This is a genomic window from Pseudorhizobium flavum (genome assembly GCF_044142885.1).
GTDB lineage: Bacteria > Pseudomonadota > Alphaproteobacteria > Rhizobiales > Rhizobiaceae > Neorhizobium > Neorhizobium flavum.
Window position 1 is genome coordinate 203,342 of sequence record NZ_JBIOKZ010000003.1, and the last position, 22,557, is coordinate 225,898.

20 protein-coding genes are annotated in these 22,557 nt (G+C 61.8%); 7 read left to right on the forward strand and 13 right to left on the reverse strand.

The features are described 5' to 3' along the window. Nucleotides 1–12 precede the first annotated feature (12 nt). From ACEPP2_RS07935 to coxB, 4 genes are all read right to left on the reverse strand, one after another. Entirely contained in the window at nt 13–1,767 is a 1,755-nt protein-coding gene (locus ACEPP2_RS07935) for a SulP family inorganic anion transporter (RefSeq protein WP_395516251.1), read from the reverse strand. A 197-nt stretch (nt 1,768–1,964) separates the two neighbouring features. Further along, nucleotides 1,965–2,318, reverse strand: coding sequence for a hypothetical protein (locus ACEPP2_RS07940; RefSeq protein ID WP_395516252.1), 354 nt, complete (start codon nt 2,316–2,318; stop codon nt 1,965–1,967). Next, nucleotides 2,315–4,828, reverse strand: coding sequence for a cytochrome c oxidase subunit I (gene ctaD, locus ACEPP2_RS07945; protein ID WP_395516253.1), 2,514 nt, complete (start codon nt 4,826–4,828; stop codon nt 2,315–2,317). Before ctaD ends, ACEPP2_RS07940 begins: the two co-directional genes overlap by 4 nt. After that, on the reverse strand, nt 4,825–5,496 hold the full coding sequence (coxB, locus tag ACEPP2_RS07950; RefSeq protein WP_395516254.1) for a cytochrome c oxidase subunit II: 672 nt from the start codon (nt 5,494–5,496) through the stop codon (nt 4,825–4,827). Before coxB ends, ctaD begins: the two co-directional genes overlap by 4 nt. A gap of 57 nt (nt 5,497–5,553) precedes the next feature. Between coxB and ACEPP2_RS07955 the strand changes: the two genes are divergently transcribed. Further along, entirely contained in the window at nt 5,554–6,054 is a 501-nt protein-coding gene (locus ACEPP2_RS07955; RefSeq protein WP_395516255.1) for a DUF2231 domain-containing protein, read from the forward strand. Here the strand turns inward: ACEPP2_RS07955 and ACEPP2_RS07960 are convergent. After that, entirely contained in the window at nt 6,032–6,670 is a 639-nt protein-coding gene (locus ACEPP2_RS07960) for a CopD family protein (protein WP_395516256.1), read from the reverse strand. The genes ACEPP2_RS07955 and ACEPP2_RS07960 overlap by 23 nt on opposite strands. A gap of 364 nt (nt 6,671–7,034) precedes the next feature. Here ACEPP2_RS07960 and ACEPP2_RS07965 point away from each other — a divergent pair, with 364 nt between their 5' ends. Further along, entirely contained in the window at nt 7,035–7,466 is a 432-nt protein-coding gene (locus ACEPP2_RS07965; RefSeq protein WP_395516257.1) for a DUF3775 domain-containing protein, read from the forward strand. A 54-nt stretch (nt 7,467–7,520) separates the two neighbouring features. Beyond that, on the forward strand, nt 7,521–8,174 hold the full coding sequence (locus tag ACEPP2_RS07970) for a phosphoribosyltransferase (RefSeq protein ID WP_395516258.1): 654 nt from the start codon (nt 7,521–7,523) through the stop codon (nt 8,172–8,174). 45 nt (nt 8,175–8,219) lie between these two features. On the opposite strand, the gene gdhA is transcribed toward ACEPP2_RS07970, so the two are convergent. The 3 genes from gdhA to ACEPP2_RS07985 form a co-directional block, all read right to left on the reverse strand. Next, complete coding sequence (gene gdhA, locus ACEPP2_RS07975) at nt 8,220–9,581, reverse strand: NADP-specific glutamate dehydrogenase (RefSeq protein ID WP_395516259.1); 1,362 nt, start codon at nt 9,579–9,581, stop codon at nt 8,220–8,222. Between the two features lie 313 nt (nt 9,582–9,894). Beyond that, entirely contained in the window at nt 9,895–11,013 is a 1,119-nt protein-coding gene (locus tag ACEPP2_RS07980) for a Gfo/Idh/MocA family protein (protein WP_395516260.1), read from the reverse strand. An 11-nt stretch (nt 11,014–11,024) separates the two neighbouring features. Beyond that, nucleotides 11,025–11,729, reverse strand: coding sequence for a GntR family transcriptional regulator (locus ACEPP2_RS07985; protein ID WP_395516261.1), 705 nt, complete (start codon nt 11,727–11,729; stop codon nt 11,025–11,027). Between the two features lie 93 nt (nt 11,730–11,822). Here ACEPP2_RS07985 and ACEPP2_RS07990 point away from each other — a divergent pair, with 93 nt between their 5' ends. From ACEPP2_RS07990 to ACEPP2_RS08005, 4 genes are read left to right on the forward strand one after another with little or no spacing between them, the layout of a single operon-like run. Further along, the gene (locus ACEPP2_RS07990; protein WP_281977080.1) at nt 11,823–12,980 is read left to right on the forward strand and encodes an LLM class flavin-dependent oxidoreductase; all 1,158 of its coding nucleotides are present in this window, start codon (nt 11,823–11,825) and stop codon (nt 12,978–12,980) included. Next, nucleotides 12,980–13,873, forward strand: coding sequence for an aldo/keto reductase (locus ACEPP2_RS07995; protein ID WP_395516262.1), 894 nt, complete (start codon nt 12,980–12,982; stop codon nt 13,871–13,873). The genes ACEPP2_RS07990 and ACEPP2_RS07995 overlap by 1 nt, the downstream gene beginning before the upstream one ends. Then, the gene (locus ACEPP2_RS08000; RefSeq protein WP_281977082.1) at nt 13,873–14,397 is read left to right on the forward strand and encodes a flavin reductase family protein; all 525 of its coding nucleotides are present in this window, start codon (nt 13,873–13,875) and stop codon (nt 14,395–14,397) included. Before ACEPP2_RS07995 ends, ACEPP2_RS08000 begins: the two co-directional genes overlap by 1 nt. 2 nt (nt 14,398–14,399) lie before the next feature. Beyond that, nucleotides 14,400–15,419 (forward strand): YeiH family protein, encoded by a 1,020-nt coding sequence (locus ACEPP2_RS08005; RefSeq protein WP_395516263.1) that lies wholly within the window; start codon nt 14,400–14,402, stop codon nt 15,417–15,419. Nucleotides 15,420–15,425: 6 nt separating this feature from the next. On the opposite strand, the gene ACEPP2_RS08010 is transcribed toward ACEPP2_RS08005, so the two are convergent. The 5 genes from ACEPP2_RS08010 to ACEPP2_RS08030 form a co-directional block, all read right to left on the reverse strand. Beyond that, nucleotides 15,426–16,538: an ABC transporter ATP-binding protein gene (locus ACEPP2_RS08010; RefSeq protein WP_395516264.1), complete on the reverse strand. Its 1,113-nt coding sequence runs from the start codon at nt 16,536–16,538 to the stop codon at nt 15,426–15,428. Nucleotides 16,539–16,548: 10 nt separating this feature from the next. Then, entirely contained in the window at nt 16,549–17,613 is a 1,065-nt protein-coding gene (locus ACEPP2_RS08015; protein ID WP_281977251.1) for a carbohydrate ABC transporter permease, read from the reverse strand. Then, nucleotides 17,613–18,635 carry a carbohydrate ABC transporter permease gene (locus tag ACEPP2_RS08020; RefSeq protein ID WP_395516265.1) on the reverse strand — a complete coding sequence of 341 codons (1,023 nt, stop codon included), beginning with the start codon at nt 18,633–18,635 and terminating at the stop codon, nt 17,613–17,615. Before ACEPP2_RS08020 ends, ACEPP2_RS08015 begins: the two co-directional genes overlap by 1 nt. Before the next feature lie 125 nt (nt 18,636–18,760). Further along, nucleotides 18,761–20,029 (reverse strand): ABC transporter substrate-binding protein, encoded by a 1,269-nt coding sequence (locus ACEPP2_RS08025; RefSeq protein WP_281977087.1) that lies wholly within the window; start codon nt 20,027–20,029, stop codon nt 18,761–18,763. A gap of 51 nt (nt 20,030–20,080) precedes the next feature. After that, on the reverse strand, nt 20,081–22,555 hold the full coding sequence (locus ACEPP2_RS08030) for a hypothetical protein (RefSeq protein WP_395516266.1): 2,475 nt from the start codon (nt 22,553–22,555) through the stop codon (nt 20,081–20,083). Nucleotides 22,556–22,557 lie beyond the last annotated feature (2 nt).

The following is a 22,557-nucleotide window of genomic DNA, read 5'->3' on the forward strand; positions in this document are numbered from 1 at the left end:
TCGGCGCAGCGATCAGTGGGGTGATACCACCGCAGGAGCGGAGTGGAGCCTGTCGGCGCCGCCCGGCAGGTTCAAGCGTGCAAGGGCTGTCTCTATCGTGGTCTCGAATTGGACCATGGGCGGCCGTATCCCCTGGGCGAAGAGTTCGGCCCTGAGCGCCTCAGTCGTACCCGTCAGCAAGATGGTCAGTCCTCGGCGGCCGGCCTTGTGGGCAAGGTTTTCTATCGTGTTTGCGGCCGTCGAATCGATGAACGGAACCGCTTCCAGGTCAACGATCAGCGCCCGGTGCCGATCGGAGATGCGGTCGAGCACGGCGCCGATCGAGGCGGCCGCGCCGAAGAAGAAGGCCCCGGAGATGCGATAGATCATGATATCAGGATCACTCGCGGCCGCCTCGTCATAGGTAGTTCGACCTCCCGTCGTCGCATCCGCCTCGTCTTCGGCGACGAATGGAGCATGGGCATGCACCGCGGTGGTCTGCGACATGCGGTGGATAAAGAGCACGGAACCCAGTGCGAACCCGGCGATGATCGCCTCTGTCAGGTCCCTGAAGATGGTGAGAAGGAAGGTGACGAGCAGCACGGCCGCGTCACCCCGGCTAGCCTTCAAGAGGGTCCAGAATGCCTGCTTCTCGAACATGTTCCAAGCCACGACGGCCAGCACACCCGCGAGGCTTGCCAGCGGAATGAAACTGGCCAGTGGTGCTGCAAACAATATGAACATCAGCAGGAAGAGCGCGTGCAGCATCCCTGCAACCGGGCCATGGGCACCGGAACGGACATTGGTGGCCGTCCGGGCAATCGTGCCCGTCACGCAGAAGCCGCCGAAAAGGGCGGAGCCCATGTTCGCGACGCCCTGCCCCACCAGTTCGCAGTTCGAGCGGTGTCGGCGCCCCGTCATGCCATCTGCCACCACCGCCGACAGCAGTGATTCTATCGAACCCAGAAGTGCGAAAGCAAAGGCCGAAGGCATGACGGCCATCATCTTCTCGATGGTGATCTGCGGCAGGTGAGGCGTGGGGAGCGAGCCGGGTATTCCCCCAAACGCGCTGCCGATGGTGCTGACCGGGAGGGCGAGCAGTGCTGCCGCCGCTGCAGTTGCGGCAACCGCAATCAGGAGGCCTGGCCAGCGCGGCCGCAGCCTCTTCAGCGCAACGATGATGACGACGGTCGATGCAGAAAGGGCGATCGTGGCGGGGTTTGCTGTCGGCAGGTTATTCCACAGGACGGGTAGCTTCTCCAGGAGAGCGCCCGGTTCGGCGGAGGCGAGAGTAAGCCCGAGCAATTCCTTGATCTGGCTGGCGAAGATGATAACCGCGATTCCGGCGGTGAAGCCTACGGTGACGGGGTAGGGAATGAACTTGATGTAGGTGCCTAGGCGCAGGAAGCCGATCGCGGCCAGAATGAGGCCCGAGATGAAGGTCGCAAGGATCAGCCCGTCCATCCCGTGCGCCTGCACCGTCGCCGCGACCAGAACGATGAAGGCTCCCGCGGGTCCCCCGATCTGGAAGCGGCTGCCGCCGAGCGCGGATACGAGGAAGCCGCCGATGATGGCCGTGTAGAGGCCTTGGGCCGGTGATGCGCCGGAGGCGATGGCGATCGCCATGGAAAGCGGCAGGGCCACGATGGCAACCGTTAAGCCGGCGATGGCGTCCGCACGAAGATGCTCCAGGCGATAGCCTTCCCGCAGGACCGTGACGAGCTTAGGCGTGAACAGCTCTGAGAACGAGGGTTCTTGTGGTCCAAATGTCGTCGTCGGGTGAGCCATGCGTCCTGCGACCTTCGCGGTGTTGCCAAGCGCCAGCGGTGATCATTCCCCGCCGGTACCGTCCATTTTTGCATGAGGCCTCCTCCGTCGATCCGCCGGCGGTAGCCATATCGCCATACCAGTCAGCGTCGCGGAAGATTGCAACTGCTACCAAAGTAGCGCCGGAACCTTAATCGACCGGAAAAGAAGGTCTGGGATCACGTCCCGCAGAGGGTCAGGGAAATGACGCCGATGAACGTGAAAGGCGTTGCGACGGCCGCACCCAACCAGACGTAGCGCGAGACTTCCCGGGTGAAGTCCGTCAGATCGTCCACCTTTGATGGGTCTGGTCGCGTCGTCCGCTTCTTCCAGGAAAGAAGCATGACAGCGCTGGTGCCAAGGGCCGCCAGTACCACCAAGGTCCATCGCAGGGCCGGGTAGGGACCTGCCATGGCCGCAGCCTCTCCGCCCGCGAGATGGCAACCGGCCGCCTGAACCCCATAGAGCAGCAGGAAGAGGACGCTCCACAGAGCGAAACCCGCCATGATGGAGAGGAGGGGAGGCACCTTCATCGGGATGTCTCTCCCACAAGCGCCACGAGCAGGATCGGGAAGGCTAGTGCAGTCAGCCCCACGGCCGCGCTGTAGCCGTGCCAGAGTTGACCGATGCGCAAATCCAGAAGCCTCTTCCGGGAAACATAGCCCTTGCTGATACGGAAAAGGCCGAAGGAGGCCAGCACCACCCCGATACTGTTGTGCAGGGTCGCAAAAGCGATAACAACGAAGATACTCGCTCCGGCGCCGTGAGCTTGAGCCTGCGGCCAGACCAGCAGCAGGAGCCAGCCGAATATCGCAACGGCAACAAGCTGGCAGACCATGTTGAGCAGAAGCAGGCGCGCCGCGTCCGGTGCGACTTGAACGGCTCTGTGACCCGTCCATGCTGAGATCACCAGGGCCGTGGCTGCGACAAGAGCCGGAAGGGGATCAACGGCCGAGACTTCCGCCGGCGGCCAATTGGGGGCGGATATCCAGAGGAACAGCGCACCGAACAGAAGCGAGATAAATGCCGTGGCATCGGCGACCAGGGCAAGCAGCATGGCCCACCAGGCAGGCGGGTAGGGAGCCTGCATATGCGGTGGAAGCGCTAGACCGTGCCCGATATCCAAGTCTTCAAGGTCCTCCTTCTCGGCGGTGTCACCCGTCCAGAGGAGGAACAAGGCGGTGACGAGCGCGAGAGCCAAGGGTGCCATCCAGTAGACCTTGAACAGGAGCGCCAGGAAAAAGCTGCCCGTGGCAACAGCTGTCGCGAAAGGAAGAAAGGTCTGACGAGGCAACCGGACGACATGGTCGGGACGCCCGCTGGCAATATCGACGGCAAGGAGTTCCATGCGTCCGTTGCGCGGCATGCCGAGATACCCTTCGCCGGCGGCCAGTGCCGGTCCCAGACGATCGGGATCGAGCAGGTCGGCGCGGTGCTCGACCGAAGGGAGGGACGCGAAGTTGTAGGATGGAGGCGGCGTCGGCATCGCCCATTCGAGGGTGCCGGCCTTCCATGGATTGCGGTGGTAGCGCCTGCCGAACCGGAACAGCAGGATGAAATCCAGAGCGATCAGCGCGAAACCCATGGTCATGACGAAGCTGCCCATGGAGGAAATGAAGTTCAGCGTCTCCCATCCCGATTCCGCAGGATACTCGAAGACCCGTCGAGGCATGCCGCGCAGACCCGTCAGGTGCATCATGAAGAAAGTCACGTTGAACCCGATGAAGACCATCCAGAAGGCGGCCTTGGAGAGGTGCTGGACCGGCTGCCGCCCAGTGATGTGCGGAAGCCAGTAGTAGGCGGCAGCAAGCATCGGGAAGACGAAGCCTCCGACCAGAACATAGTGGAGGTGAGCGACGACGAAATGCGTGTCATGTGCCTGCCAGTCGAAGGGCACCATCGCCAGCATCACGCCCGTCAGGCCGCCGATCACGAACACGAAGAAGAAGCCGAAGATGTGCAGCATCGGGACGGAAAAGCGGGGGTGGCCATGGCTGATCGTCGCGAGCCAGGCGAAAATCTGGATCGCCGTCGGCACCGCCACCATGGCGCTGGCTGCCGAGAAGAACGACAGTGCCACATGGGGAATCCCAACCGTGTACATGTGATGTACCCAGAGCCCGAAGGAGAGGAAGGCCATGGACACCAGTGCCGCGATAATGATTCGGTAGCCGGCGAGCGGCGTGCCGGCAAACACAGGCAGGATGGTTGAGATCGCTCCCGCAGCCGGCAGGAAGATGATGTAGACCTCTGGATGCCCGAACAGCCAGAACAGGTGTTGCCAGAGGAGCGGGTCTCCGCCGCGGGTCGGGTCGAAGAAAGGCAGCCCGAATGCGCGCTCGACCTCGAGCAGCACGGATCCCAGGATGAGCGGCGGGAATCCGACAAGCATCATGGTCGCGACGACGAGCATGTACCAGGCGAGGATCGGCATCTTGTCGAGCGACATTCCCGCCGCGCGCAACTTGAGGATCGAAACGATGATCTCGATTGCCGCGGAGAGCGCGGAGATTTCGACAAAGGTGATGCCGAGCAACCAGACGTCTGAATTGATGCCGGGGGAAAAGATGTTGGAGGACAGCGGCGTATACATGAACCAACCGCTATCGGGGGCAACTCCTCCGATGAGCGCCGCGATCAGTATTGTTCCTCCGAACAGGTAGCACCAGTACCCGTAGGCAGACATGCGCGGAAAGGCGAGGTCGCGCGTTCCGAGGAGCTTGGGGAGGAGGTACATCGCGCCGCCCTCGAAAAAGGGGATGGCGAAGAGGAACATCATCACCGTGCCGTGCATGGTGAAGACCTGCGCATACTGCTCGGCGTCCATGAAGGCGCTTTCCGACGAGGCGAGCTGCGTCCGGATCAGCATGGCCAGGAGGCCGCCGATCGTGAAGAATACGAGCGCTGTCAGCATGAAGCGCTTGCCCACGATGTTGTGGTTCACGGCAGCCAGTCGCGCCCATCCAGGCGGCGTTCCCCATACCTTTTCGAAGGCCTTGTGGCGGGCGATGGGGGAAGGCTGCAATCCCGTATTCTCCCTCATCGGATCTCCTCCTGCGCCAAGGCGGCCGCATAGTCCGTTTCCGCATGCGCCTGAACGAGGAAGCGCATGCCAGCGTGACCCGCGCCGCAGTATTCGGCACACTGACCGCCAAAGCGGCCCGGACGATCCGCCTTGAGACGAAGATATGTCGTGTGACCAGGGACCGCATCGATCTTGCCTCCCAGGCGCGGGATCCACAGACTGTGGATCACATCGTCGCTGGTGACGGCGAGTTCGACCGTCACCCCTGCCGGAATATGGAGAACGCCTTCCGTGACCGCTGCCTCGAAGTGTTCCGGATAACGGAAGTTCCATGCCCAGCGGGTGGCCTTCGCTTCTATCCTGATCGTGTCGCCTGTATGATCGGTGCCGCCCCGCAGGAGGTATTCACCTTGCCAGAAGGCGTAGAAAGTCAGCGCAAACAGGATGGGTAGCGGCAGGACCAGTCCACCGCCAACAATCCAGAAGCGGGGAGAAAAGCGCCTTCCGAATTTCGGAACGAAGACCGTCGCCAGGAAGAGCCCGACCACTAGAATGAAAAGGAGGATCGAGGCAATGAGCATCACCCACCAGAGCCGGGCGATGGATGCAGCGGAAGGCCCAGCGGGATCCAGGGCGGAGAGATCCCCGGTGCATCCCGACAGAGCGACAAAGGCGGCAAGCCCCAACAGGTACTGGAACCATGGGCGGGATCGTCGGATTATAGCCGCAAAAGGAGAACCCGGATGGACGAAACCGCAAACACTGCCAACCCGGTGATTTCCAAGCTGGAGGAGAAGGACGTCAGCTCCGCCGTCGCGGTCGCGGGCCACCCGCTCCACGCGATGAGCGTCCATTTTCCCATCGCGCTGGTGTTCATAACCCTTGCAATCGACCTCCTGTACTGGTGGTCCGGCGATCCTTTCTGGCTTCGGGCCGGCCTCTGGTCGGCAGGTGGTGCTTTCTTTTCCGGTATGGCCGCGGGTGCGGTCGGAACTGTGGAACTGCTGTCGGTCGCCGGAATTCGCGAACGCGTCGCGAGCTGGGCGCACGCGATTGCAGCGATGATGTTGATCGCTCTGGCTGGACTCAACTGGGGCCTGCGCGTGACCAATGCCGCAGAAATCCTGCCGCATGGGCTCCTCGTCTCCATCTTGGCGGCGGTCATGACCGGCATGGCCGGCTGGCATGGTGGCAAACTGATCTTTGATCATGGCATCGGGCTCATGGTAACGTCCAAGGACTGAGCGTCCTGATGAGGCGCTGCAGCCCGCCGGGCTCCAGGATGTCCCTGTTCAGCTCTACCGTGAGGGCGGGCTTGGCAAGCACCACGAAGAGGATGATCACGACGACCGCACCTGTGACTGCCGTGGCAAGCAAAAACCTCCAGACCGGGTAAACCTCCCCGTCCCGGAAAAGACGGATGATGACGAGCCCCGTCAGTACGTGAAGCATGACCAGCAGGGCGACGAAGAAGAGCTTGACCGAAAACCACCCCGCGAATGTCTGCTGGCCGAAGATGAGCGCGATGCCGCTTCCGACGGCAAGGAACGCGGCTGGCGAAATGACCGCGACGTAGCTGAAGCGTACGATCATCTGCAACTGATAGAGTGCTCGATCATCCCTCACATGTGCCCGCTGTACATAGAGGGCCGGGAGGCTGAGGAGGCCACCTGCCCATATCGCAATCGCCGCTATGTGCAGGAACTTCAGCGCAGCGATCATGCTTCGCACCGCGAGGAGCGCGGACAGGATCGAGCCTGCCCAGCCGTGATCACTGCCGGAGTTGCAGAGGGATGCGGGCTTGCCCGGGTTTGTTCTTTCGCCTTCGCCTGAATGCACATGAGGCAGGATGTAGCGCAACGAGGAAAAGCTTCTAGGGAAGGCTCATCCTTAACCCGATGGCGTTGGATCCAACTTCGTGATTTCCTTGAGATGGCAGGATCCCGCCGCCGGTTGCATCAATGTCGTGACGTTTCGTGGCAGGGCGAGGCTGTACGCCGCTGTACGGCCTGGCTCGGCTTCGCCAGGGGCTCCAGTCCTGTAGGCACTCGGGCAGGAGAGTGACTTCGCTCGGCGCTTGCAGTGCGTGCGTGCAGACGGGTCCTGGACCTTGCCCTCCTTGACTGCAGTCAAGGTAGCCTCTCCGTCATAACCTCTCCCTGTTCGAAGCGGCAAATACTCCGCGACTAGACAGATACAGCTTGTTCCAGGATGGAGATGAGTGATGAAATACCGCAACGATCCTGATCCGGTGCCGTTGGAAATCGCGCTCGAGAAGGTCTGCTTCCTGATCATCAAGGCCAGAGAGTTCGACGTAAAGGAGGAGGATACGGATCCGGATACCGGTTCCAATCCGACTGACGACGGGGAAGTCACCGTTCTCGAGGACACTGCGGATGATCCGGTCGAAGAGGAACTGCGCTCGCTGATCGATGACCTGTCGATCGAGGAGCAGATCGACCTCGTGGCGATTTGCTGGCTCGGGCGCGACGACGCTAACGCCGCCTGGGCCGACATCCGGGCCCAGGCTGCCGAAGCCCACAATCGCCATACCGCCAGCTACCTGCTCGGTGACCCATTGCTGTCGGATCATCTGGCCGAAGGTCTGGCAGCGCTGGGCCATTCCTGCGAGGATGTCGAGCGCCAATATCTGTGACGTTTAGAAAGCGGCAGTGGGTCCAGCTCCATGCCGAGCTGAGGGGGCAAAACAATGTTCTCTGATCGTAACGGCGCCGGGCGCCAGCTTGCAGTTGCCCTGCAATCCTATGCCGGCCGACCTGCCACTGTGTTTGCGCTACCGCGGGGCGGTCTTCCCGTAGCGCTCGAAGTGGCGAAGTCTCTCGGGGCGCCGCTAGAGCTGGCGCTGGTCCGCAAGATTGGGCTCCCGTTCTACCCGGAGGTGGCCATGGGAGCCGTGATGGATGGGGACCCGCCGGCAGTCATCCGCAACGACGAGGTGATCTCGCATCAGCAGATCTCCGAGCGGGACTTCCAAGCATGCCTGAAACGCGAGCTTGCGGAGATTCAGCGTCGTCGTGGCGTCTATCTCGGCGGCCGGGGTGGCCGCGACGTCCGCGGCAGGACGGTAGTCATCGTCGATGATGGTCTGGCGACGGGTGCGACGATGCGGGCCGCGATCAAGGGGCTTCGTGCGCGGCAACCGGACAAGATAGTGGTCGCGGTGCCCGTTTGTGCCCTTGATGTGCTGCCGATGATGCGCCTCGAGGCAGACGATGTGGTCTGCCTCGAGGCGCCTTCGGATTTTCGGGCTGTCGGGATGCATTACCGCCATTTTCCGCAGTTGACGGATCAGGAGGTGCTGGATGTTCTGAAGCAGGCCGAGAAGATCGATCCCGCACCTTGAGGGCCGGCGAGCCGACGGCCCGCTTTAGCGCAAGTGTACGGCCGCTCAGATTACGCCAAGCGCGTCCATGGCCTGCGCAACCTTGACGAAACCGGCGATGTTGGCGCCGAGGACATAGTCGCCAGGTGCGCCGTATTCGTCAGCAGTGCCGGCGCAGGTGTCATGGATGTTCTTCATGATCACCGCGAGGCGTGCCTCGGTCTGTTCGAAGGTCCAGCTGTCGCGCGAGGCGTTCTGCTGCATCTCGAGGGCAGAGGTGGCGACGCCACCCGCGTTCGCAGCCTTGCCGGGAGCGAAAAGGACGCCGGCTTCCTGGAAGATGCGGATCGCTTCCGGCGTGCAAGGCATGTTTGCGCCTTCGCCCAGTGCGACGAGGCCGTTCTTCACCAACGTCTTCGCGTCGGCGCCGGTCAGTTCGTTCTGCGTCGCAGACGGCATAGCAACATCACAGGGTACATCCCAGATGGAGCCGGTGTCGGCCTTGACGAAGTAGACGCCCTTGCCTTCGCCCTTGGCGCGGAGATAGTCGGAGATGCGGGCGCGGCGAACTTCCTTGATTTCCTTCAGGAGCTTCAGGTCGATACCATTTTCGTCCACGATATAGCCGGAACTGTCGGAGACCGCGAGGACCTTGCCGCCGAAGGACTGTACCTTCTCTACGGTATAGACCGCGACGTTGCCGGAGCCGGACACGACGACGTTCCTTCCATCGAAACTCTGGCCCTTCGTGGCAAGCATGGATTGGACAAAGTAGGTGTTGCCGTAACCGGTCGCTTCCGTCCTTGCGCGGGAGCCCCCGTAGAAGAGGGCCTTGCCGGTAAGTACGCCTGCTTCGTAGCGGTTCGTCAGACGCTTGTACTGCCCGAACATGTAGCCGATCTCGCGTCCACCGACGCCGATATCGCCTGCCGGCACGTCCGTATATTCACCGATATGGCGGTGAAGCTCGGTCATGAAGGATTGGCAGAAGCGCATGATCTCGCCATCCGATCGACCGCGGGGGTTGAAGTCGGAGCCCCCCTTGCCGCCACCGATCGGCATGCCGGTCAAAGCATTCTTGAAGGTTTGTTCGAAGCCGAGAAACTTGATGATGCCGACATTGACGGATGGATGGAAGCGGATGCCGCCCTTGTAAGGGCCCAGCGCCGAATTGAACTGGACCCGAAAGCCGCGATTGATCTGAACTTGGCCCTCATCGTCGACCCAGGGCACGCGGAAGATGATCTGTCGTTCCGGCTCGCAGATGCGCTCGATCAGCGCATTCTCCAGGTAGCGCGGGTGCTTTGCAATCACCCTTCCAAGGCTCTCCAGGACTTCCCTTACGGCCTGATGGAACTCCAGTTCGCCTGCGTTGCGCCGCAGTACCTCCTGAAGGACCGGCTCAAGCTTCTCGTCTACATTGACCATGATCACACCACTGACTGCGCACCAAATAAGCAAATGCAGATTGCAATAGCGGAAAGCCGTCGGATGTCGATTAGATTTTATGCACAAGAACCCTGCCGAACGGTTCAGAGGAGAGACGTTTCGTCGCAGCGTTGGGGGCGTCGCCATCAGCCGACAGGCCATTTCGATCGGATATGGCGTTGTGTAGAATGGCCGTGACGTCGACCACCGCCGGGCCGCGATGAAATAGTTGAGCGTCGGACGCCGCTCCGCACGTAAAGGCGGGGCGCAGCGTAGACCGTTTGGTTGGCTGCCGCGGAGGGCGGCAGGATTGTCAGGCGGTGATGCGTTCGGCCTGCCGGATCGGTGGAACCTCGATCACGCGGTTCGACGCTGCCGCTTCCTGGGCCGTCTTGCCCATGAAGGCGGCCCAGAGCCCATCGTCGAGCGTAACCTCGACGGGTGCCTGGCCTGCAACGGCCCTCTGGAAGCGCTGGTGCTGATAGAAAGTCGAGCCGTTGTGGTCTCCGGCCTCCAGAAGCAGCGGATCGACCGGGATTTCCAGCTTCCTCGGACCTTTCGGATCGCGCGGCGAGATGATGACCTGGGCGATCGGAGGAGCGCCAAGGTGTTGTGGCCAGAACCTGCCAGGCCCGGGCACCTTGCACTCGATCTTCCCGTGCGGTCCGATCGCCGAGATTTCTTCCTGATAGCGTGCTCCTTCTGCAAACATGCAAAGCTCGAGCATTGCGCGGGCACCGGTATCGAAGTCGACAAGGACGTAGGCGTGGTCCCACACATCGGACCTGCGACCGTCATGGACCTCGTCCAGGTGATTGACAGCCTGTCCGCCCGATGCCGTGATCCGGATCGGATCCGATTTCAGGATATGACGCATAAGATCGAAGAAGTGGCAGCATTTCTCCACCAGAGTACCGCCTGTCTGATCGTTGAAGCGGTTCCAGTTGCCGACCTTCTGCAGGAACGGGAAGCGATGTTCGCGAATGGTCAGCATCCGGATTCCGCCGGTCGCCTCCTCCGCTTCGCTGATCAGCCGGGCCACCGGAGGCATGTAGCGGTACTCCATAGCGACCCAGATCGGCGCGAGGTAGCGGCTGCGCAGCGCCTCCAGCCTCGGTAGCTCCTGCATACTCGTGAACAGAGGTTTCTCCACGAGAACGGGAAGCGGGCGGATGGAGGCTACCTCTTCCAACTGCTCCAGGTGTACATGGTTCGGGCTGGCGATCAGCAGGCAGTTGATGGCGTTGATCTGTAGCAGTTCGGGAATGGAGGCCACAAAAACCGCTTGAGGAGCGATCGCCGCTGCCCGCTGACGCATCGTGGCATCCGGTTCGAAGATCGCGACCACTTCGGCGTCAGGTAGAAGTGCAATATTGCGCAGATGTTCCTGTCCCATCATCCCGCAGCCGATAACGCCGTACAGCAGTTTCATGTTGAGCTTTCCTATTTAAGCCGTGAGACATAGCGAGCGACTTCGTGATCGAGCCAGGTGCGCGATATTTCCGCGCGGCGGCCCTCCTGGTCTTCGCTAATTCTGAGGACATGGACGGCGGCGGCGCCGGGGAGAGGCCGGAACGCCTTCGGCGCCCAGTCCGGCACGACATCTAGCCCGATGCGATCCTCGGCGCGGACGATCCAGAGGCCGATCCTCGTCCGGTAATAGAGGTAGAGGGACTCAGACAGGTCTTCCCGTTCGATCCGGTCCACATAGGATCCGTCTAGCCAGATCTCCTCGATAGCGGCCGGCTTCCCGGACAGGCGGCGAAGCCGGCGTATTCGATGAGCATCGGCGCTCGTTCCGAATCGCGGCAGGCCGTCTGGCTTGCGCATGCGTGCGACATCAAGGACTTCGGCAGTCGGCAGTCCACCCCCATCAAGGAGTTCGAGCCTGAACATGGCGTAGACACTCTTCGGATCACTCACCGCGCGAATGTAGTTGCCCGAGCCCTGGACGCGTTCAAGCATCCCGTGCGCTTGGAGCTCCGAGAGTGCCTTCCGCAAGGTGCCGACGGCGATCCCGAGGTTTTCCGCCATCTCACGCTCCGGCGGCAGCTTTTCGCCGTCAATCAGGCGGCCGGCCGCGATATCGCGGATAAGAAGCTCCGTGATCTGAAGGTAGATCGGAAGGCTGCCTGCCGTTTGCTGCATTGGATCCGACGGACTCAGCTGCGGAAATTGATACACTATTGATTTACATCAAGTCGGGTGTTACGCAAGGACAAAATCATCGGGAGGAATTCGATGACTGTGGTGCCGGTGCGCTCTGCCGATCTTGATGGGTCCGAAATATCCTGGTTCGCCGCTCTCTGCTCCGACGATTACGAATATCTCGGGGTTCCGGACGGGCGCCTGAGGTCCAGCTGGGAACACTGTTCTGGGATCGTGCAGCAGGCAGAGGAGCTGGGCTTTCGCAACATCCTGTGCCCCTCGTCCTATCAGGTCGGGCAGGACACGCTGAGTTTCGTCGCGGGCTGCGCACCGATTACCAGCCGCATAAACATGCTCGCGGCCATAAGGTGCGGAGAAATGCAGCCGATCATGCTGGCGCGTACCATCGCCACGCTCGATCATATGCTGAAGGGACGCTTGACGCTCAATGTCATCAGTTCCGATTTCCCGGGCGAAGTGGCCGACAGCAGCTATCGCTACCAGCGCAGCCATGAGGTCGTGGAAATCCTGAGGCAGGCCTGGACGCGCGACAGGATTGATCACGAAGGAGAGGTCTACCAGTTCAGGAACGTGCCGACGGATCCGGCCAGGCCCTACCAGCAGAATGGCGGACCGCTTCTTTATTTCGGCGGCTATTCGCCCGATGCGCTCGAACTGTGCGGCGCTCAATGTGACGTCTATCTCATGTGGCCGGAGCCCAAGGATCAACTGGCAGAACGCATGCGCGCCGTCCATGCCCGCGCCGAAGCTCATGGCCGGGTGCTGGACTACGGATTGCGCGTGCATGTGATCGTGCGCGATACGGAGCAGGAAGCGAGAGACTATGCCAAGCACCTCGTGTCGAAGCTGGACGACGAGTACGGAAAGCTGATCCGTTCGCGTGCCCATGACAGCATCTCTCTCGGTGTCGCCCATCAGGCGCGAGCGCGAGAACTTGCAGACCAGTTTGGCTACGTCGAGCCGCATCTGTGGACAGGGATAGGGCGTGCCCGCTCCGGCTGCGGCGCTGCACTTGTCGGTTCCGCCGACCAGGTCCTGTCGGAGATCGAGGCCTATCGCAAGATGGGGATCCGCGCGTTCATCTTCTCGGGTTACCCTCATATGGACGAAGCGCGACACTTCGGCTCCAAGGTGCTCCCCCATCTGAGGACATGCTCGCTGCCCCATGCCTATGGCAGGGTGCCGAGCCAGACGCCGGCGACGCCGCTAGGGACAGGAGAACGCGTCTGATGGAACGCATAACGCTTTCTCCGGAGCTGGAGGTCAGCCGGATCGTCTACGGGATGTGGCGCCTGGGAGATGATCCTGAGACGTCACCCGCTCATGTCATAGCCAAAGTCGAAGCCTGTCTCGAACAGGGGATCACGACCATGGATCAGGCGGATATCTACGGCGGCTATCAAGCCGAGGCCATTCTCGGCGCTGCGCTGAAAACGGCGCCAGGTCTGCGCGACAGAATCGAGATTGTCAGCAAGTGCGGGATAATAGGTCCATTCGGACGTCATGCAGCGGCTCGGGTGAAGCATTACGATACCAGCGCAGATCACATCAACGCTTCCGTCGAAGCCTCTCTTCGTGATCTGGCAACGGACTACCTCGACCTGTTCCTCATCCACCGGCCCGATCCTCTTCTTGATCCCCACGAGACGGGTGCGGCACTCGATGCGCTCGTGCAATCGGGTAAGGTTCGAGCCGTGGGCGTGTCAAACTTCCGGCCATGGGATTTCTCGCTTCTGCAATCGTCCATGGAATCGACGCTGATTACCAATCAGATCGAGATGAGCCTCCTGGCCGCTGAAGCCTTCACCAACGGTGATCTTGCCTTCCTCTACGAGCAAATGATTCCGGTCATGGCGTGGTCACCGCTCGGCGGGGGCGCGTTGCTGGCTGGTAGAAATCCTGAGCTTCTGGCCGCATTGCAGCGGATCGGTTCGGAGCAGGAGGTCGAGTCGGGAGCGGTCGCGGTAGCCTGGCTTCTGCGCCATCCTGCGAAGATCCTCCCGATTTTGGGAACGAACAATCCACAGCGTATCGGAAGCCTCGCGGAGGCAAGCAGGGTGGTGCTGGATCGGCAGACATGGTTCGAACTCTACAGTCTGGCACTTGGCCGGGAGGTGCCGTGATGGGCGCGATCGCATCCCCCTGCAGTTCCGAAAGGCTGTTCGTACCGGAACGCGGCAACGAGCGCGCCTACCGGGATGCACTCGGCAGTTTCACTACAGGCATCACCGTGGTCACAGCCATGACTGACCAGGGGCCCATTGGCATGACCGTGAACAGCTTCACATCGGTGTCGCTTGAGCCCCCGCTGGTGTTGTGGTCGCCCGCGAAGAGTTCCTCGAAGCATGGTTCCTTCCAGCAGGCGGTTCATTTCGCCATTCATGTCCTGGCGGCCGAACAGGATCACCTGTGTCAGGCATTTTCGCGTGGTGGGGCGGGTTTCGCGGGCCTTCCATGGACGACAAGTGAAGAAGGGGTTCCCACCCTGTGTGATACCCTCGCGCGGTTCGAATGCCGGCGTTCCGCCACGCACGATGCCGGAGACCATAGCCTTATTCTCGGGCGCGTGCTTCGGGTTGCCTTGCGGGATGGGGAGCCCCTTTGCTACTCCCGCGGCATGCTTGGTCGTTTTGCAGGAAGGAACTGAGATTGCCCCTGTTCGTGGCTGGCGTCCATGACGCCTGGCGCAGGTATTTCCGTGGCGTCGCGGTTTCCATTCTGGTCGCGCTCGCCGCCGCGTTTCTCTCCGAGCATTACGATGCGCCAGCGATGCTGCTGGCGATCCTGATCGGCCTCGCCCTTCACTTCCTGTCGGACGATCCCAGGACTACTGCGGGGCTGGATTTCGCCTCGCGCAACCTTCTGCGGGCGGGGGTGGCGCTGCTCGGGCTTCGCATCAGCGCCGCGCTGATCGGTGATTTGGGATTCGGCCTGATTCTCCTCGTGATAGCCGCGGTGGCAGCAACGGTTGCCTTCGGCCTGCTTTCGTCCCGTCTCTTCGGTCAGGACGCGCGCTTCGGGACCTTGACGGGAGGTGCCGTCGCGATATGCGGTGCGTCGGCGGCGATGGCCATTGCAGCCGTGCTTGGGCGGTCGCGCTCCGAAGAGGCCGAGCGGGAGATGGCATTCGTGGTGATCGGCGTCACCATGCTGTCGACAATTGCCATGATCCTGTATCCCATCCTTGCAGACTTGATCGGCCTCTCCGATCTAGCCACGGGCATCTTCCTGGGAGCAACCATCCACGATGTCGCTCAGGTTGCAGGCGCCGGATTCTCCGTCAGTCCCGCGGCCGGCGAGACCGCCGTCTTCGTCAAGCTCATCCGTGTCAGCATGCTTGCGCCCGTGGTGTTGCTTACGGCGCTCGCATTCAGTGGCAGCCGCGCAACCGGACCGTCGCCCGTTCTTTTCCCGGGCTTTCTCGCCGTCTTCATAGTCCTGGCCGGGATCAATTCCTTGATCGGGTTCCCTCCGGTCGTGGGCCAGTTGGCGGGTGTGTTTTCGCAATGGCTGCTGCTGACGGCAATCGCCGCCGTCGGTGTCAAGACCTCCCTGGCCTCCATCTTCCGCGTAGGCAGGCGTGCGATCGGCCTGCTTGTCGCGGAAACGCTCTTCCTTGCGGGGTTGGCCCTGTTGGCATTGATGCTGCTGCACCCTGCCGGGAGCTGAGTGTCGTCAGGCCGCTGCGCCACTTTGCGTTATGGGTCTCGTCGACAACAGCCGCAGATCCTGCTCATCGAAAAGGTGCAGGGGCGCAGCATCAAAGTCGAGAGGAACTTCGTCACCGGCTCGATAGACCTGCTGCCCGGGCAGAACCGCCAGGAGCCGCTCGCCGTGGATATCACCATGGATCACCGTTTCAGACCCTAGCGCCTCTACGAGCCTCACCGTCATCCGGGGGCTGGCCGGATCCCGGCTCAAAGCAAGATGCTGCGGGCGTACACCTACCGTTACCTGCTGGCCCGCCTTCAGCCCGGCGTCATCTGCCGTCAGTGCGATTCGATGCCCGCCGGCAAGGGAAAGAACCGCGGAACTGCCGGCCGCTTCCAGGATCTCGCCGCTCAGGAAGTTCATGTGCGGCGCGCCAATGAAACCCGCGACGAAACGGTTGGCCGGCTTGTTGTAGAGTTCCAGCGGCGTGCCGACCTGTTCGATCCTGCCGGCCCGCATGACGACGATGCGGTCTGCAAGCGTCATAGCCTCCACCTGATCATGCGTGACATAGATCATCGTCGAGGACAGACGTGCATGAAGGGCGGCCAGTTCAGCTCTTGTCGATACCCGCAACTCGGCATCGAGGTTGGAGAGCGGCTCATCGAGCAGGAATGCCACGGGACGCCGAACGATCGCACGTCCGATCGCGACGCGCTGGCGCTGGCCGCCGGAAAGCTGGCCAGGCCGCCGATCCATGTATGCCTCAATCTCCAGCATGCGGGCCGCTTCCGTGATCCGCTCGGCGATCTCCGCCTTCGGCATCTTCGAATTCTCGAGGCCGAATGCGAGGTTCTGCCGTACCGTCATATGTGGATAGAGCGCGTAGGACTGGAAGACCATGGCGAGGCCACGCTCGGCGGCGGTGACGTCGTTGACGCGTCGCCCGTCAATCTCAAGTGTCCCACCACTCACCTGCTCAAGCCCTGCGATGACCCGCAGGAGCGTCGATTTTCCGCACCCGGACGGGCCAACGAAGACGACCAGTTCGCCATCGTCTATGTGAAGGTTGATGTCATGCAGAACATCGACGGCGCCGAAGGATTTCTTGATGTTGGTGAGCTTGATCTGGCCCATTTGTGAATCCCTATTTCAGTCCGGCACCGGCGATGCCGGTGGTGATGAAGCGCTGCAGGAAGATGAATACCAGGACGACCGGGATCATCGTCACGACAGTCATCGCGAGGATGAAGTGCCACTGCACGTTAAGCTCGCCCGCATAAATGCTCAGGCCGACCTGCAGCGTGTAGAGCTCCCGGCGAGAGAGAACGATCAGCGGCCAGAGGAAGTCGTTCCAGCGCCAGACGACGGAAAAGATGGCGAGCACGGCGAGCGCAGGTGCGGCAAGCGGAAGGACGATGCGCGAATAGATCTGCCATTCCGATGCCTTGTCCATACGGGCCGCATCGATCAGCTCGTCCGGAATGGTCAGCATGTACTGCCGCAGGATGAAGACGCCGGTCGGCGTCGCTACCGTTGGCAGGATCACGCCCCAGAGGTTGTTGAAGAGCCCCATTGACGAGATGATCGAGTAGAGCGGCACCATGATTACCGATAGCGGTACCATCAGGGTCGCGAGGATCACGAGCATCGCTAGCGTACGGCCGCGGAACTCGTACTTCGAGAGCGCAAAAGCTGCCATGGAATTGACGACGAGGGTGATCAGTGTCGCCGTGACGGTGACGAAGACCGAATTCCAGAGATACTGGACGAAGTCGAATTGCACGAACGGCTGCGTGTAGTTCTCCGTCGCAAGGGACATTGTGCGCACCGGTTTCCGGTCGGCGATGTTGACCCTGATGATTTCTCCCGGCGCCTGCGGGTCGACCATCTGGCTGACGATGCCGATGCGACGGACTTCGGCAAGCACGCGGGTGCTCCCATCCGGCATGGCTGCCTCATAGAGGGCAAGTGGCTTGTCGTAACCCTCGACGGTTACCTGTTGCGTCACGTAGGGCAGGATCGTTGGCGGGAACTCGGCCAGTGCCGCCGGCGTCTTGAAAGAGGAAAAGGCCAGCCATACTGCGGGACCGAACATGACCAGCAGTCCGCCGACGAGCCAGACCCAAGTCACGATGTCCGTCCAATGCCAGCCTTTCCCCGTTCCGCTTGTTCCCCTGCGCCGGAAGATGAAGCGTGCCGCCGATCCCATCATCTTTTCCCCTTCGCCTCCGAACGGCGGCCAATGCCGAGTTGGATCAGCGTCAGCACCACCAGAACCAGCCCCATCAGGATGGAGGCAGCGGCCGCAAGGCCTGGATTGCGCAGCTGCGAGGCAAACCCGGTCTCGTAGATGTATTGGGTGAGGTAGAGGGTGCTCGTGCCCGGCCCGCCGCCCGTGAGGACGTAGACTTCGTCGAACACCTGAACGGCCTTGATGAGCGCCAGCACCACGACGACCAGGAGGTTGGGAGCCAGGAGCGGCAGTGTGATCCGCCAGAGGACACGCGCCGGCTTCGTTCCGTCCATCTCGGCCGCCTCGTAGAGGTCCTTCGGGATTGCCTGCAGGCCCGCGAGCAGGATGAGCGCGTAAAAGCCCATATGGGCCCAGATCGATACGCCCACCGCTGCGGCAAAGGCCCAGGTGCGGTCCGTGAGCCAGTTGTGTGGCTCCATCCCGAGTTCGAAGAGGGCGAAATTCAGCAGCCCCTGGCGTTGCAGGATCCATTTCCAGATCAGGCCCACGACCACAGGCGAAAGGAGGACAGGAAAGAAAAAGACCGCACGCCAGAAGGAACGGGCACGCAGATCGCGATTGAGGATCAGAGCCGTGGCCAGAGCCAGCAGGATCATCAATGTAACCTGAAGCAGGACGAACCACGCCGTATTCCCGACGGCGGTCCAGAAGGCGTCTTCCTGGCACGACATCGGATCCAGATAGGAGCCGCACTGAAACAGGCGCTGGTACTGGTCCAGTCCCACGAAGCTGCGTTCCGAGAGGAACAGCGCTGTCCCTCCGCTCATGGAATAGACGAAGTTGATGGCGAGCGGCAGCAGCACGAAAATGCCGAAGATCAGCATGTTCGGCATCAGGAAGAAGGCTGCCATGCCCGTTATTCCGGTCAGCCTCTGCAACGCCCGCAAAGGTATGTCCACAAGGGTCATGAGGCCGTTGACCGGCGCCATCATGATGGCGCCGAACTGCGACGGCGCGGACCGCTTGCTGCTGTTCATATCTTGTCCTCTCCGCGCCTAACCTCTGCGGCCTAACGTCCTCCTCTCCCAGCGGGAGAGGAGGAATGGCGTGGGCCCTTATCACTGCAGTGATACAGGGCCCTCCCTGTAGCGGTCTCAGCGATCTAGAGACCGCTGTCCTTCACCTTCTGCGCAACGTCGGCGTCGATGCGTGCGAAGGCATCCTCAAGCGGCAATTCTCCCGCCAGCGTTTGGCCGATACGGGTCACGATGGCTGCATAGACGGTGTCGGCCCAGCGCCAGGCGGGGAGCTTCAATGCCGTCTCGGAGGTTGCCTTGGAGGCCTCGACAAATGTTCCGAGTGCCGCCTTGGCTTGCTCGTTATCGGTCTGGAAGTCCAAGCCACCCTTTTCCACGACCGCCTTGTGGGCCGGCAGGAAGAGTGTCCGTTCGGAGAACTCCTTGACGATCTCCTCCCGCGCCATCCAGTCCATGAAGGTCGCAACCTCTTGCGGGTTCTTTGTGTACTTTACAGCAACTAGCGCCGCGCCGCCGGGCATGCCGGTGCAGGCTGCGGGACCGCAGGGGCTGCCGGTTGCCACCCAGTCAAAGGCGTCGCCGATCTTGGTGGCCAGGTTTGCGACCTGCCATGAGCCTGAATAGTAGAAGGCGAGCTGGCCGTTGATGAAGTCATCCGCTGCAGCGCGATAGGTATTGCCCGCGGCCGAAACCCATACGTCCTTGGCAAAAGTGCCGTCTTCGGTCCAGCCCACGAACTTGCTCAGGAAGTCCTTGCCACCCTGGTCGAGCGGGGCAGGCTTCCCGTCCGCACCGATATAGTTTGCTCCATAAGAAAGCATGGGAGCCGTGATGCGGTGACCCGAACGGTCGATCGCCATTGGGAACGGGACCTGTTGGCTGTCAGCCACCTTCTTGGCCGCCTCCGCCCATTCCTCCCAGGTCGCCTGAGGTCCGGGGACTTCGACGCCCGCCTGATCGAAAAGCGTCTTGTTGGCGAACCCGCCCGTCAGCGTCAGCTGAGTCATGAAGCCGGAAATCTGGTCAGAGCCATCCGGGCGCATCCAGTCGGCCTTGTCGCCGAAGTTCTCGTCCCAGTAGGCGGCGTCCTTCACCAGCGGCCGCAGGTCGAGCCAATGGCGGGCGAGGTCCTTGATGGCCGTGACCCGGGCAATATCTGGGCCGTTTCCGGCCTCCAACTGCACCGGCAGCTGCTCCTTGATGACGCTGTAGGCGACATTGTCGAGGATCACGTTGATCCCCGGGTTCTCCTTCATGAATCGATCGACGAGGTCCTTCATGACCTCGCCCTCGACCCCATCGGAGTACCACATGACGCGGACATCGCCGGCGACTGCGGCCGTGGATGTCAAGAGTGCGAGGGCAAGCCCCGCGATCATCGACGTTGTTTTCATTTCATTTCCTCCCTTTGTGGACGGAGCCTCCTTCCGTCCGGTTAGCATGGGTTAGATCATAGTGGTGTCGCCTGCGACCGTATAATCACTTCGCAGCAGTCGCCGGCCCTCGGCCTCCACCGAGCCGTCCGCCAGGAAGCGGACAGGGCCGTATTCCGGATCCTCGACCGTCCAGCTATCGCCTGCCCCCTCCGTCAGTGCCAGTGCAGAAAAGCGATGCTCAACGGATTGCAGGTCTTCAGCTTCGCTAACTCGCACTATCCACCGGGTTTTAGCGCCATGCTGTCGTAGCTCGCTACCCGCGGACGGACCTTCTTCAACGGGGAGCAGATCGCTGCTGCCCTTCAGGAAGACGGCTCCTCCACCGCTTTTCGCCAGCGCGGCGCGGCCCGAGACCCGCACCTCGTCAAACTCCGCTTGCGGGAACCAGGCATGGGTGAAATCCGGCTGTTCCGGCTTCAGCCTGAACTCGAGCACTGCGAGACCCCGATACTGCTGGACCCGTGGAACAGTGCCGCAGCCACCCCAATAGGATGGCCGGCCGTAGCCGAACTGGATCGTTTCGCCCGGATGGTTGATCCAGACCGCAGCCTCGGGTCTTTCGCCAAGGCGCAGGTGCAGGATCGTCTCCTGGTATCCCCAATCGTCCCATCGGTAATGCACCGCCGACCCCATGGCAAAGTGCTTGCCTTTGTAGTGGTAGAGGGCGGCGAAGCGGTTCTCGCCCTGGGCAAAGCGCCATTCCTGGTGCGTTGCGTATCGGTGATCAGCGATAGCCTCGAGGTCTGCCGGCACCTGCAGGCCATGATCGCGCAGGCAGACGGCCAGTTGCGGGAGGGCGTGCATCCGCCGGCCGTACCAGCCTTTGCCCCAGAGAAGCCGCGCGACACCGGAAAGCTCCAGCGACCGTCCGGCGCAGAGCGTATGCTCATAGGACCGGCCCTGTGCCGCCGTCACCATGCCGTGATGGGCGGAGCGGGCAATGACCTTGCACAGCCGGACGATCCCGCTTTTCGCCCGCTCGGCGATGTCGGTATCCGGGGAAAGCGCGGCGAGGGCCGTCAGCCCTTTAAGATCGATCGGGAAGTACGGCGCGGAGTTGTATTCCGCCATTTCCCACTTCTCGAAATGGTCCAGCCAGGCCCTGACTCTTTCGGCGCCGATCCGGCTCTGCTCCCGGCCGATACGCCCCGAGCGGGCGAAGGTTGCCTCGGGCAGCAGGTGGCCGGCCAAATAAGCGGAGGTGTGGAAGAGCAGGGCGTGGTTTTCAGAGAAATACCACTGAACATCGTTGCCAGGCTCGTCCATCCAGTAGCGATAATGGAGAATGGCATCGTCGATCCGGCTCCGCGTCGCGTCGCCGATGTCTGCACCCCAAACCGTCCTCGACCAGATCAGCGGCACCAGCGAGAAGTCAGCGCAGTCATGGCAGTCTTCGATGGAGGGAAGAATCTCCTCAATCATGGCGTCGGTCTCGGATCCGCTACGGCCGCTCGCGAGACGGGCGAAGGCACGTACCGTGTCGCGTTCCGAATGTTTGGAAACCTCGTCCAAGGCTTCAGTGATCCGGCCGGACAGAGTTGCCGGCGCCGTTCCCTGACGAGCAACATGGCAGATCTCGACGCCCAGCGAACGGGAAGCGACGAAGCCACCGGCATCCAGCGTGACACGGAAATGGCGGAAATCGGCTGGGCAAGCTTCCGAGGGCCCAATGTTCAGGTCCGTTGCGCCAGCCGCCAGGACAAAGTCGCGGTCGAAGCGTTCGGTCGACATGAAGTCGCCTTCGATGGCGACATTTACCTGGACCTCCACGGGAAGTGGTGCCGCCAGCTTCAGCGCGATGTCGCCGCTAAAATAGTGGGGACGGTCGAAGTGCATTCCGTCAAGCGCTGCTTCCAGGCTTTCGGCCACTGAACCCGCCACCGGAACCGGGAGCGAAAGGCGTGCGCCGGGGCCCGAAAGGTAGTCCATCTGGAAAAAGTAGCGGGCGTCGCGTTCGGCGAGATCGTCGAAGAAGATGGTGATCTCGTTCAGCCCCTGAGAGAGTGGCAGGTCGAACTCCTGCTTAGCTTCGAGATTGCGGCTGTAGGGCGCCATCCAGCCGATCTCTTCACCGTTCACCCAGATGACGGCGCCGCCGCAGGTTCCGAGCCGGATCGCCGCAGTTCCCGCGGTATCTGCCTCGATATACGTCCGCGCCCAGGCCGCAAGCCGCGTCGGGCGGAACCAGAAGCCGGAGAGATCGAGGCGGGGTGAGTCGAACGGCAGCCACCAGCGGGATGCCTCGAAGATGCCGCGCACATCGGGCCGCTTGTCACGGTAGGTCTCCGCAAACTGGGTGCGGCACGGATACTCATGTGGGATGAAGTTCTTCACCTTGGTGAGAAAGAAGAAGGGATCCATCTCCCCTTGCATCGGTGCATCCGGCACGTCGAATCGTTCTTCGGAGAGCGTGCCCAACTGCCAGTAGCGGATGGGATCTCCAGGGTTGAGCGCCTTCTGCATCCAGTGTGTCTGTGCGTTCATCA